A 10391-nucleotide genomic window follows, 5' to 3' on the forward strand; every position below is an offset into this window, starting at 1 on the left:
ATGAAGCCCGAGCACATGAAGCTGCTTCGGGATCGGTTCTGGCGACTGAATAACCTCTACTTCATCACCGACAAGCAGGGTAAGAAGGTTCGCTTCCGCATGACGCAGGAGCAGATCGATTACTTCCAAGGGATGCATACCCGGAACATCATCCTGAAAGCACGCCAGCTTGGCTTCACGACGCTGGTGTGCATCGTCCAGCTGGACGCGGCGCTGTTCGAGGCTGCCAAGTGCGCCTTGATCGCTCACACATTGAACGATGCCAAGCGACTTTTCAGGGAAAAGGTCAAATACGCCTACGACAACCTGCCGAAAGAGCTTCGCGCTGCCAACCCAGCACGAAATGACGCCGCCGGTGAGTTGGTGTTTAGCAAGGGCGGTTCGCTGTACGTCAGTACCTCGTTCCGTGGCGGCACGCTGCGCTACCTGCACGTATCCGAGTTCGGAAAGATCTGCGCCAAGTTCCCGTACAAGGCGCGGGAGATCGTCACCGGTGCTTTCGAGGCTGTCGCTGCTGAGTGTTTCGTCACCATCGAGTCGACGGCAGAGGGCAGGGCCGGGTATTTCTTTGATTACAGTCAGTCGGCAGAGCGCCAGCAACTCGCTGGTGTCCCGCTGGGCCTGCTTGACTGGAAGTTCTTTTTCTTCAGTTGGTGGAACAACAAGGCCTACAGCCTTGATTCGACCGACGTGGTGCTGCCGCAGCGCCTGACCGACTACTTCAACGAGTTGTTCGCCAAGCATGGCATCGACACCAGCCCGGGCCAGCGCGCATGGTACGCCGCCAAGGAGAAGACACTCGGCGACGACATGAAGCGGGAGTACCCGTCGATCCCCGTCGAAGCCTTCCAGCAGTCGGTCGAGGGCGCCTACTACGCGCAGCAACTGACGAAGCTCTATGCGCAGCAGCGCATCGGCGTGATACCGAACAACAGCCACCTGCCGGTGATGACCTTCTGGGACATCGGCGTCGGCGACTCCACGGCCATCTGGTTCGTGCGCCAGGTCGGTGAAGAGTTTCACATCATCGACTACTACGAAAACAGCGGTGAGGGCCTTCGGCACTACATGAAGGTGCTCAAGGACAAGGGTTACACCTACTCCGAGCACTGGGGGCCGCACGACATTGATAACCGGGAGTTCGGCAGCGATGCCAAGACCCGCCGGGAGTTGGCTCGGGAGGGCTACGAGATCGATGGGCAGATTTACAGCATGACGTTCGACGTAGTCCCGAAAATTGGCATCAGCGACGGCATCGAAGCGGCGCGGGAGATTCTTCCGCTCTGTGTGTTCGATGAGGCGAAGTGCGAGCAGGGTGTTTCCTGCCTTGAGAACTATCGCAAGGAGTGGGACGACAAGCGCGGCTGCTGGAAAGACAAACCTCTTCACGACTGGACCTCTCACGGCTCCGACGGATTTCGGTACTTCGCCGTGGCGAAGACCGCCAGGAAGCCGGCCACCTCTATCAAAATGGGATACGCCCGATGAGCAATGACGTCTCCTTCAAGCGGGCGGAATACACGGCAGTGCTGGACCGCTGGGCGACCGTTCGCGACGTCTGCGCAGGACAGCACCGAGTTGTCGATCGGCTGCCTTACATCAACGCGCACGACAAGTCGCCGGAGAACGAAGATCGGAACCGGGCTTACCGCGAGCGGGCTGTGTTCAAGAACGCCACCGGGCACACCCGTAACGGGCTGCTGGGCCTGGCCTTCCACAAAGATCCGACGCTGACAGTGCCGAAGAAACTGGAATACCTGCAGGACAATGCCAACGGCTCCGGCGTGAGCATCTACCAGCACTCCCAAGGCACGCTTGAGAAGGTGCTTGAAGCTGGCCGCCACGGTCTGTACGTCGACTATCACCAGGACGACGGCATCGGCGGTCACTCAGTGATCCTTTCCTACTGCGCCGAGGACATTATCAACTGGCGCACCGGCATGGTGAATGGTCACAGTGTGCTAACGCTGGTGGTGCTGCGGGAGTCGCCGGAGATACCGGACGGGTTTGGCTACAAGACAGCTGAGCAGTACCGGGAACTGGCGCTGGAGGACGACGGTTTTGTCTGCCGCGTCTGGCGTCGGTCCGGTCCGAAAGGTGGCGGGCCGCTGGCGGTCATCGAAGAGTTCAGGCCGGAAGGCGTCACTGGGCGCTTAAAGGAGATTCCGTTCACCTTCGTGGGCGCGCAGAACAACGACTCAAGCATCGACGAATCGCCGCTCTACGACATCGCCATGATTAACCTGGGCCATTACCGGAACAGCGCCGACTACGAAGACAGCGTCTTCTGGTGCGGCCAGGCCCAGCCATGGATTTCGGGCCTGACCGAGCAGTGGGTAAAGCTGCTCGAAGCAAAGGGGGTTTACGTCGGATCGCGCGCGCCGATGCTTTTGCCTGCTGGTGGTACATTCGGCTACGCGCAACCGGCGCCGAACACGCTGGTCAAGGAAGCAATGGCCGACAAGAACCAGATGATGATCGAACTGGGCGCCCGGATGGTGGTTGCGTCTCTGTCGTCCAAGACGGCGACCGAGGCCCGGGGCGATCAGTCGGCGTCCACATCAGTGCTGGCTGGCTGCGTGGCAAACGTCAGCGAGGCCTACACCCGGGCAATCATGTGGTGCTGCGCCTACATGGGTATCGCTGACAAGAAGGTCGCCTATCAGGTGAATCAGGAGTTCGTCGAACTGACGGCCGATCCGCAGATGATCACTGCCCTTGTAGGGTTGTGGCAGAACGGAGGGTTCGCAAAAGCGGATCTTCGGGCATATCTGCGCAAGCTGGGGCTGATCGCGCCAGAGCGAACTGACGAGCAGATCGACGGCGAACTGGAAGAGCAGGGCGATGGCCTGGGCCTGGACGACGAGGACAAAGTAGATGGCGGCGAACCAAGCAATACTTGACGCAACCATCCGGCACGCTGTCTTTCTCGAAAAGCTCAAGGCTGGGGAGGTGGGCAAGTTCGCTCCCTTCCTCAAAGAGATCGACCGGTCCGTTCGGGATCGGCTGACTCAGTCGGACCTGACCGAGTACAACGTCAAGCGCCTGGAAGCTTTGCTTAAAGAGGTCGACAGTCTGCTACTTGGCATCTTCGACCGCTATAGCGCGCAACTGAACCTCGACCTGGTGGACATCGCCAATTACGAGGCCGAGTTCGAGGCGACCAGTCTTGCCAGGTCGGCACCGGTTGGCGTGTCGCTGGATGTAGTCGCGCCGACAGCTGCTGCAATCCGTACCGCCGTGCTGACGAATCCGCTCAGCGTGCGCGGCACCGGTGGCGGCAAGCTGTTGAAAGCCTTCATCAAGGGCTGGACCGGCGCCGAGCGAGAGCGCGTCACCGGCACCATCCGGCAAGGCTTCTTTGAAGGGCAGACGAACTTCCAGATCATCCGCAACATTCGCGGCACCAAGGCGGCAGGGTACAAAGACGGCATCCTGGCCACCACCAACCGCAATGCCAGCACGGTTGTGCATACAGCAATCCAGCATGTGTCGTCACAGGCACGCATGGAGGTGGCGAAGGCCAACACCGACATCGTTGAGGAGATCCAGATAGTCGCAACGCTGGATAGCAAGACAAGCCAGCAATGCCGCTCATTGGATGGTCGTCGGTTTCCCGTAACGTCGGGGCCGCGACCGCCGTTTCACCCGAATTGCCGCTCCACTTTCATCATGCTGACCAAGCTCAGCGAGATGTTCGCAAAGGGCGCGACGCGAGCAGCAGTAGGCGCAGGCGGAGCAGGTCAGGTCAGTGCCAGCCTCGATTACTACAACTGGCTGAAAGATCAGCCAGCAGCGTTCCAGGACGAGGCAATCGGGCCGGTGCGAGCAAAACTGTTTCGCGAAGGGGGCCTGACGGTCGAGCGCTTCACCGAGTTGCAACTCGATCGCAATTTCGCGCCTCTGACGCTTGCCCAAATGAAAGGGCTGGAGCCTTTGGCATTCGAGCGCGCCGGCATTTGACGCAAGAAACTCAATCAGCCGCCTTTGGGCGGTTTTTTATTGCCTGCAAAGCGGGCAACACATACCCAAGGGGTGCATCAACGTGGCAGAAGAAAACGAAATCGACCTGGAAAACCCGGCAATCAAGGCCGCTATCGCGACTGCCGTTGAAGCATCCGTTTCCGGTTTGAAAACCAAGAACTCGGAACTGCTGGGCAAGCTGAAGGAAACCTCCGGCAAGCTGACTCAGTTCGAAACCCAGTTTGAAGGCATCGATATCGACGCCGTCAAAGGTCTGCTCAGTCGGGCGGGCCAGGACGAAGAAACCAAGCTGCTGACCGAGGGCAAGGTAGACGAGGTATTCAATAAGCGCACCGAGCGCCTGCGTGGCGAGCACGACAAGCAACTGAAGACGCTCGCCGGTCGCGCTGAGAAGGCTGAAGCCTTCGCCGCTAAGTTCCAGGGCAAAGTCCTGGGCGACTCGGTGCGCGGTGCAGCACTGAAAGCCGGCGCATTGCCGGAAGCAACCGACGACATCATCTTGCGCGCCAAAGGCGTGTTCTCACTGAACGAAGAGGGCGAAGCCGTCGCTGTTGACGAGAATGGCCAGACCATCCTCGGCAAAGACGGCAAGACCCCTCTGACTCCGCTTGAATGGGCTGAGTCTCTGCGCGAAAGCGCACCTCACCTGTGGCCAAGGGCTTCAGGGACACATGCCCCGGGCGGGGGCGGCGGCCAGGCTGCATTTAAGCGCTCCGAAATGACTGCTGAGCAGAAGCGCGACTTCCAGCGCAAGCACGGCCAAACCGCATATCTCGCATTGCCCAAATAAGGGGAAAGACCCATGGCTACAACTGTCAACAGCGACCTGATCATCTACAACGATGAGGCGCAAACTGCTTACCTGGAGCGCATCCAGGATAACCTGGACGTGTTCAATGCCTCGTCCAACGGCGCGATCGTCCTCGACAACGAACTGATCCAAGGCGACTTCCGCAAGCGTGCTTTCTACAAGCTCGGCGGCGGTCTGGAACACCGCGATGTCAACTCCGACGGCAAGGTAACCGCCAAGAAAATCGGCGCTGGTGAAGCTGTAGGCGTCAAGGCGCCCTGGAAATACGGTCCATACCAAACCACCGAAGAGGCGTTCAAGCGTCGCGGTCGTGCGGTAGATGAGTTTTCCCAGATCATCGGCGCCGATGTGGCTGATGCGACCATCGAAGGCTTCATCGAGTACGCCACCGGCGCCCTCAAGGCTGCCATCGGATCGAACGCCGCAATGGTGGTGTCTGCCAACATCGAAACCGACGGCAAGAAGACCCTGACCCGTGGCATGCGCAAATTCGGCGACAAGTTTGGCCGCATTGCGCTGTGGGTCATGCACTCGTCTGCCTATTTCGACATCGTTGATGAAGCGATCGCGAACAAGGTCTACGAAGAAGCGGGCGTCGTGATCTACGGCGGCCTGCCTGGCACCCTGGGCAAGCCGGTGCTGGTGACCGACAAGGCGCCAGTGGATGCGATCTTCGGCCTGCTGCCGAATGCCGTGGTGATCACCGAGTCCCAGGCCCCGGGTTTCCGTTCTTACGACGTGAACGACGAGGAAAACCTGGCCATCGGTTACCGCGCCGAGGGCACCGTCAACATCGACGTGCTGGGTTACAGCTGGAAGGAAACCACGGGCGGTACCAACCCGACTCTGGCCGCCGTCGGCTCTGCTGCGAACTGGGTCAAACACTCGGACAGCAACAAGGTCACCGCTGGCGTGATGATCAACCTCACCACCACGCCACCAGTCGGCGGCTGATAACCACCCCAGAAAGCGGTCAGTGATGGCCGCTACGGAGATTCCGATGGAACTCGTTTACACAAATCAGCTTGAAGGCTTCGAGCCTGGCAAGCGTTATCGCGTCCCAGGCCTGTTCCGCAGCATTGAGCGCGATGCAACAGCGGTGACCGTAGTGGGTAACTATCCCGAAATCGTCACGGCATACGAAGATGTTGGCGTCGATGTTGAGGTGGTCGCGCTGCCAGAGCCTGTTGTTGTCGGCATGCCGGTGGAGGCATCTAGTGAGTTGTCTAAGCTGCTTGCCGCTCTGCAAGCCGAGAATGGCGCAATGGTTCTGCTGGTCGACGGCCTGGAGGCTGGCGAAATCCACCGTCCAGAGTCTGGCGAACTGGCGTTGCGCCTGTTTGACGTGCTGGGCACCATCCATGCTTCGGTTGGTGAGTTGACCACTGAGCGTGATGGCCTGGCCTTGACTGTCGACGCGCTGCGCGCCGAGGTTGAAGCGCTGAAGAAGTCTGCCCTCGCGCCGCCGGTTGATGAGGCCGGTGAAATCGCGGCGCTGAAAACAAAGCTCGACGAAGCCAAGATTCAGTATCGGGCCAACGCCTCCAAAGAATCCCTGGAAAAGCTCGTCGCTGAGCTGCCCAAGGAGTAATACTGCAGGCTGTCGGTGATCCGGCAGCCGCTCATCAAAACATTCCAGCGAGTTGACGCATGACACTCATCATTGAGGACGGCACTGGCAAGCCAGACGCCGAAAGCTACGCGAGCGCTGAGGACCTGGCTATGTATGCCGTGAAATTCGGCACGGTCATCCCCGCAGGCGTTCCTGAGCAGGAAGCGTTGCTGCGCCGGGCCGCCTTGGCGATGGATGGCATGACCTGGAAGGGGCGCAAGATGAGCAGCGAGCAGGGCCTGTCCTGGCCGCGCCGGGAAGTGCTGCTGGATCATGAGATCAAGCCGAACAACTACCTGCCGGCGCGTATTCAGTACGGCCAGATGGCCCTGGCCGCCGAGATTCACCAGGACGACATCGACCCAGTGGAGAAGCGCAAAGGTGCTGTCTTACTGGATCGTGTCGAGGGAGCGGTGACGCGGCAGTACGCGGCGATCCCATCTACCAGTAACAGGCTGCTGCCGGCGGCGCCGGATCGGCCGAGTGCAACCCAGTTTGCCGACTACCTACAAAAGCGCGGGTTGTTCGCGATCCGCGCATAGCTGCAACGGAGACCACCATGGCCACCTTCTACGACGAAATGGCCGTGATGGCTCTGGAGATGATCACAGAGTTTGGCCAGCCCGTGACCATCAGCAAGACTGAGCCGGGCGAGTACGACCCGGAGACTGGCGGGGAAGCGCCTGGCGCAACAGTCGAGCAAACCGCCCAGGGCATCCTGCTCGACTTCACCGGCCAAGAATTTCAAACCAACAGCCTCATCCGGCAGGGCGACAAGAAGCTCAAGATCGCCGCGCAGGGTTTGGCTTGGGTACCCGGGCTGCTCGACAAGGTGGTCGCTCAGGGGCGCACCTGGTCAATTGTCCCGCCGCTGAAAGAGGTCAACCCGGCGGGCACGCCGATCCTGTATGAGTTGCAGGTGCGGTCATGACGAACAAATACGCGAGTATGAACGGCAGCTTTGCCGAGAACATCCGTGACTTCGCCGAACGGGCGAAAGACGGTATCGACGCAACCATTCGCGAGATTGTGATTGAGATCGGCAGCAGCGTTATCCTCAAGTCGCCAGTCGGCAATCCTGAAATCTGGGCAGCGAACGTCGTTCACCGACAGGCGAACAAGCGAGCCGCCGATGACTACGACTTCAAGGTTTCGGTGCGCAACACGATCATCAACCTCAACGAATCGAACTTCACAAAGGCCGGCAAGCTGCGAAAGGGCGTGAAGTACGCCAAGCCCCTGACCAAGACCGAGCGCGACCAGAACTTCAACGTGAACGGTTTGGTTGCAGGCAAGGGCTACGTCGGCGGGCGGTTTCGCGGGAACTGGCAGTTTTCGATTGATACGCCGGCCGAGGGAGTGCTTGACCAGATCGATGTCAGCGGTAACGTCAGCATCGCCGTGCTCAAGGCGCAGGTTCAATCCCTGACAGCAGGGCAAACGGCCTACATCGTGAATAACCTGCCCTACGGAATCCCGCTTGAGTATGGGCATAGCAAGCAAGCGCCTCACGGGATGATTCGGGTCACGTTGTCTCAGTTCCAGAAAACTGTCGATGACGCCATCAGGAATAACCAAGTATGAGCCACGCCATCATCGCGTCGATCTACGAGGCCAAGTTGCTTGCCTGGAGCAAGGCGCGGGCAGAACCCATCAAGGTCGTGTTCGAAAACACTCAGTACGATCCGGCGGATGCCGAGACCTATCTGCGGGCGTTCATGCTCCCAGGCGACACCGCGAGCAGCACGCTCGCTGGCGACCACCGCGCTTTCATCGGCGTCTACCAAGTCAGCATTGTGGCTCCGGCGAACACCGGGAAGACAAAGACGAACCCACTGGTAGCTGAGCTGACCGCGCTGTTTCCGCTGTACGCGAGAGACACGAAGGCAGGCCTCACCGTCGTTACGATGTCGCCAGTTGACCCCGGCCCAGGCATCCCCGATCCACCCACATTTACCGTGTCGGTGTCGTTCGAATACCGAGCGGACATCGCCACCTGAATAAGCCCGCTGGGCAAACCCCGAAACCCGCCTCTGTGCGGGTTTTGTCATTTATGAAAAGAGGAAACACCCATGCAAATGCCCAACGGCGCCACCCTTGAGATCGCGTCAATCTACGGCACGCCGATCCCATTCACCGCCCTGACCAACGCCAATCCAGCCGTCGCAACGGCTGCGGCGCACGGTCTGGCCGAGGGCGACATCATTGCCGTGAATTCTGGCTGGACCCGCCTCGATGGTCGCGGCGTTCGAGTTGGGACTATTGCCAGCGGCACGTTCGCGCTGGAGAACATCAATACGACCAGCATCCAGCAGTATCCCGCGGGCTCGGGGATTGGTTCCGTTCGCGAGGTGACAGCCTTCACCGAGATCTCGCAGATTACTGAGATGAATTCCAGTGGTGGTGATCAGCAGTTCCTGACCTTCGGCTTCCTGGCCGACGATGATGATCGCCAGATGCCGACCACAAAAAACCCGATCACGCTGACCTTCACGGTCGCTGATGATCCTTCCAAGCCTTACGTGGCGGTGTGTGAAGCTGCTGACGACGACAAGCAGGCTCGTTTGCTTCGCCTGAACCTGCCGGGCGGCAGCAGCATCATCTACAACGGCTATGTGTCGATCACGTCGACCCCGACCATGTCCCGCAACAACCTGATGACCCGTGTGATCAGCCTGGCGCTGACCGGTCGCCCAGCCCGTTACGCGGCTGCGGTGTAACCCATGGCCAAGTTCAAGTTGATCCAGAAACCGACCTTCAAGGCACCGGTGATGATCCAGCGCGCCGGCTACAACGCCGAAAAGGTGGAGTTCGAGTTTAAGTACTTGGACCGCACTGCGCTCGCCGAGCTGTACACCGGCTGGAACGAGCGGCACGACGAACTGGGCAAGCAGGTCGGCGACATGGACCTTAAAGCTTTCACTGCCGCCCAGATCGCCCTGCAAGCCGACCAACTGCTGGATGTGGTTGTCGGCTGGGATATCGAAGAGGAATTCACGCCTGAAAACGTGCGCATCCTCGTTAATTCGATCAACTCGGCGCCGAAGGCAGTGTTGAACGCTTACGCCGAAGCCTTCAGCGAAGCACGCCTGGGAAACTCCTAAGCGCCTCCCGCGCGCTGTATGAGCCAGGGCCGTCAGATGCAGATCTGATGGCCTTCGGTTTATCGCGCCAGGACATCCCCGACAAGGAAGTCGGCATCTGGCCAGACAACTGGGACGCCTTCAAAGTCTTCGAGGCCATGAGTACCCAGTGGCGCACGGGCGCGTGCGGCGCAACAGGCATGGACTACAGCGTTCTCTCCGGTGTGATTCGGATGTGTGGCGTACCGATCAGCCAGCGACAAACCATTTTCAGCGACTTCCGGCGGATGGAGACCGAAGCCCTGCAGGTGATGGCGGAGCAGAGGGAAAGTGCGAGGGGAGCCTGATCCTCAGGCACAAAGACGCAAAACAACCAACATGACGCGGCATGGCCGCAGGAGTGGGTATGCAAAAGAGTGATCAGTTCAGCCCGGTAATCGCTTGGCGCTCAATGCTGGGGAGCAAGCCCAATCGCGAGCCAGTCGAAGTTGATGTCCAAGATGGGCGCGCCGAGTACTTGCTCAGCGGCCCGTATAATCTTTCTGAGGGCGGCAAAATCGAAGTTGTTGGTGGCAAGCTTCTTTTTACAGGCAGCAGAACGAAGATCAGTTGATGTGATGGAAGACCCTGGCGAACGTGCCGTCACCTGAGTAGTTCAGATCACCAGCCAAGATCAGCGCATACCCTGGCCCAACGTTTTTGAGTGATTCGGAGATAGTCTCAAAATCAAACTCCGACAAAAAGGTAATGACGCCACACCCCACTTCAAAACCTTTGTGGGCGAATAATTCCACTACAGGAATGTATTCATTTTTCGACGTGACGATGATGTAGGGGAAGATGGTTTGTGCTTCGCTCACATTGACCTCCAGGTCATAAACGCGCCGATATTGGCGCTATC

15 protein-coding genes are annotated in these 10391 nt (G+C 59.3%); 14 read left to right on the forward strand and 1 reads right to left on the reverse strand.

All coding sequences use genetic code 11. The features are described from left to right. The 14 genes from PspR76_RS07045 (at position 1) to PspR76_RS07110 (ending at position 10103) form a co-directional block, all read left to right on the forward strand. Positions 1 to 1488, forward strand: coding sequence for a terminase (locus PspR76_RS07045; protein ID WP_159954551.1), 1488 nt, complete (start codon positions 1 to 3; stop codon positions 1486 to 1488). Further along, positions 1485 to 2903 carry a DUF4055 domain-containing protein gene (locus tag PspR76_RS07050; RefSeq protein WP_159954552.1) on the forward strand — a complete coding sequence of 473 codons (1419 nt, stop codon included), beginning with the start codon at positions 1485 to 1487 and terminating at the stop codon, positions 2901 to 2903. The genes PspR76_RS07045 and PspR76_RS07050 overlap by 4 nt, the downstream gene beginning before the upstream one ends. Then, positions 2878 to 3963, forward strand: coding sequence for a minor capsid protein (locus PspR76_RS07055; protein ID WP_159954553.1), 1086 nt, complete (start codon positions 2878 to 2880; stop codon positions 3961 to 3963). Before PspR76_RS07050 ends, PspR76_RS07055 begins: the two co-directional genes overlap by 26 nt. An 82-nt stretch (positions 3964 to 4045) precedes the next feature. Continuing rightward, a complete protein-coding gene (locus PspR76_RS07060) occupies positions 4046 to 4774 on the forward strand; it encodes a hypothetical protein (RefSeq protein ID WP_159954554.1) in 729 nt (242 codons plus the stop codon). 12 nt (positions 4775 to 4786) lie between these two features. Beyond that, complete coding sequence (locus tag PspR76_RS07065) at positions 4787 to 5749, forward strand: major capsid protein (RefSeq protein WP_094988698.1); 963 nt, start codon at positions 4787 to 4789, stop codon at positions 5747 to 5749. Between the two features lie 46 nt (positions 5750 to 5795). After that, positions 5796 to 6386 (forward strand): hypothetical protein, encoded by a 591-nt coding sequence (locus PspR76_RS07070; RefSeq protein WP_159954555.1) that lies wholly within the window; start codon positions 5796 to 5798, stop codon positions 6384 to 6386. Positions 6387 to 6445: 59 nt separating this feature from the next. Beyond that, the gene (locus PspR76_RS07075; RefSeq protein WP_159954556.1) at positions 6446 to 6949 is read left to right on the forward strand and encodes a DnaT-like ssDNA-binding protein; all 504 of its coding nucleotides are present in this window, start codon (positions 6446 to 6448) and stop codon (positions 6947 to 6949) included. 17 nt (positions 6950 to 6966) lie between these two features. Further along, the gene (locus PspR76_RS07080) at positions 6967 to 7338 is read left to right on the forward strand and encodes a hypothetical protein (RefSeq protein WP_159954557.1); all 372 of its coding nucleotides are present in this window, start codon (positions 6967 to 6969) and stop codon (positions 7336 to 7338) included. Further along, on the forward strand, positions 7335 to 7991 hold the full coding sequence (locus tag PspR76_RS07085) for a hypothetical protein (protein ID WP_159954558.1): 657 nt from the start codon (positions 7335 to 7337) through the stop codon (positions 7989 to 7991). The genes PspR76_RS07080 and PspR76_RS07085 overlap by 4 nt, the downstream gene beginning before the upstream one ends. After that, positions 7988 to 8407: a phage tail terminator-like protein gene (locus PspR76_RS07090; protein ID WP_159954559.1), complete on the forward strand. Its 420-nt coding sequence runs from the start codon at positions 7988 to 7990 to the stop codon at positions 8405 to 8407. The genes PspR76_RS07085 and PspR76_RS07090 overlap by 4 nt, the downstream gene beginning before the upstream one ends. Positions 8408 to 8479: 72 nt before the next feature. Continuing rightward, entirely contained in the window at positions 8480 to 9127 is a 648-nt protein-coding gene (locus PspR76_RS07095; protein WP_034097535.1) for a phage tail protein, read from the forward strand. 3 nt (positions 9128 to 9130) lie between these two features. Beyond that, positions 9131 to 9511 (forward strand): phage tail assembly chaperone, encoded by a 381-nt coding sequence (locus PspR76_RS07100; protein WP_032877397.1) that lies wholly within the window; start codon positions 9131 to 9133, stop codon positions 9509 to 9511. Positions 9512 to 9558: 47 nt separating this feature from the next. Further along, on the forward strand, positions 9559 to 9837 hold the full coding sequence (locus PspR76_RS07105; protein ID WP_159954560.1) for a DUF1799 domain-containing protein: 279 nt from the start codon (positions 9559 to 9561) through the stop codon (positions 9835 to 9837). A gap of 59 nt (positions 9838 to 9896) precedes the next feature. Continuing rightward, positions 9897 to 10103, forward strand: coding sequence for a hypothetical protein (locus PspR76_RS07110; protein ID WP_159954561.1), 207 nt, complete (start codon positions 9897 to 9899; stop codon positions 10101 to 10103). Here the strand turns inward: PspR76_RS07110 and PspR76_RS07115 are convergent. Further along, entirely contained in the window at positions 10096 to 10350 is a 255-nt protein-coding gene (locus PspR76_RS07115; RefSeq protein WP_159954562.1) for a hypothetical protein, read from the reverse strand. The genes PspR76_RS07110 and PspR76_RS07115 overlap by 8 nt on opposite strands. Positions 10351 to 10391 lie beyond the last annotated feature (41 nt).

Source organism: Pseudomonas sp. R76, from assembly GCF_009834565.1.
Lineage (GTDB): Bacteria > Pseudomonadota > Gammaproteobacteria > Pseudomonadales > Pseudomonadaceae > Aquipseudomonas.

Excerpts from the sequence above, each read along its gene's own strand:
- PspR76_RS07105 (WP_159954560.1), top strand. The coding sequence starts at position 9,559 with ATGGCCTTCGGTTTATCGCGCCAGGACATCCCCGACAAGGAAGTCGGC.
- PspR76_RS07045 (WP_159954551.1), top strand. The coding sequence starts at position 1 with ATGAAGCCCGAGCACATGAAGCTGCTTCGGGATCGGTTCTGGCGACTG.
- PspR76_RS07055 (WP_159954553.1), top strand. The coding sequence starts at position 2,878 with ATGGCGGCGAACCAAGCAATACTTGACGCAACCATCCGGCACGCTGTC.
- PspR76_RS07080 (WP_159954557.1), top strand. The coding sequence starts at position 6,967 with ATGGCCACCTTCTACGACGAAATGGCCGTGATGGCTCTGGAGATGATC.
- PspR76_RS07065 (WP_094988698.1), top strand. The coding sequence starts at position 4,787 with ATGGCTACAACTGTCAACAGCGACCTGATCATCTACAACGATGAGGCG.
- PspR76_RS07070 (WP_159954555.1), top strand. The coding sequence starts at position 5,796 with ATGGAACTCGTTTACACAAATCAGCTTGAAGGCTTCGAGCCTGGCAAG.
- PspR76_RS07085 (WP_159954558.1), top strand. The coding sequence starts at position 7,335 with ATGACGAACAAATACGCGAGTATGAACGGCAGCTTTGCCGAGAACATC.
- PspR76_RS07110 (WP_159954561.1), top strand. The coding sequence starts at position 9,897 with ATGCAAAAGAGTGATCAGTTCAGCCCGGTAATCGCTTGGCGCTCAATG.
- PspR76_RS07050 (WP_159954552.1), top strand. The coding sequence starts at position 1,485 with ATGAGCAATGACGTCTCCTTCAAGCGGGCGGAATACACGGCAGTGCTG.
- PspR76_RS07075 (WP_159954556.1), top strand. The coding sequence starts at position 6,446 with ATGACACTCATCATTGAGGACGGCACTGGCAAGCCAGACGCCGAAAGC.
- PspR76_RS07090 (WP_159954559.1), top strand. The coding sequence starts at position 7,988 with ATGAGCCACGCCATCATCGCGTCGATCTACGAGGCCAAGTTGCTTGCC.
- PspR76_RS07100 (WP_032877397.1), top strand. The coding sequence starts at position 9,131 with ATGGCCAAGTTCAAGTTGATCCAGAAACCGACCTTCAAGGCACCGGTG.
- PspR76_RS07095 (WP_034097535.1), top strand. The coding sequence starts at position 8,480 with ATGCAAATGCCCAACGGCGCCACCCTTGAGATCGCGTCAATCTACGGC.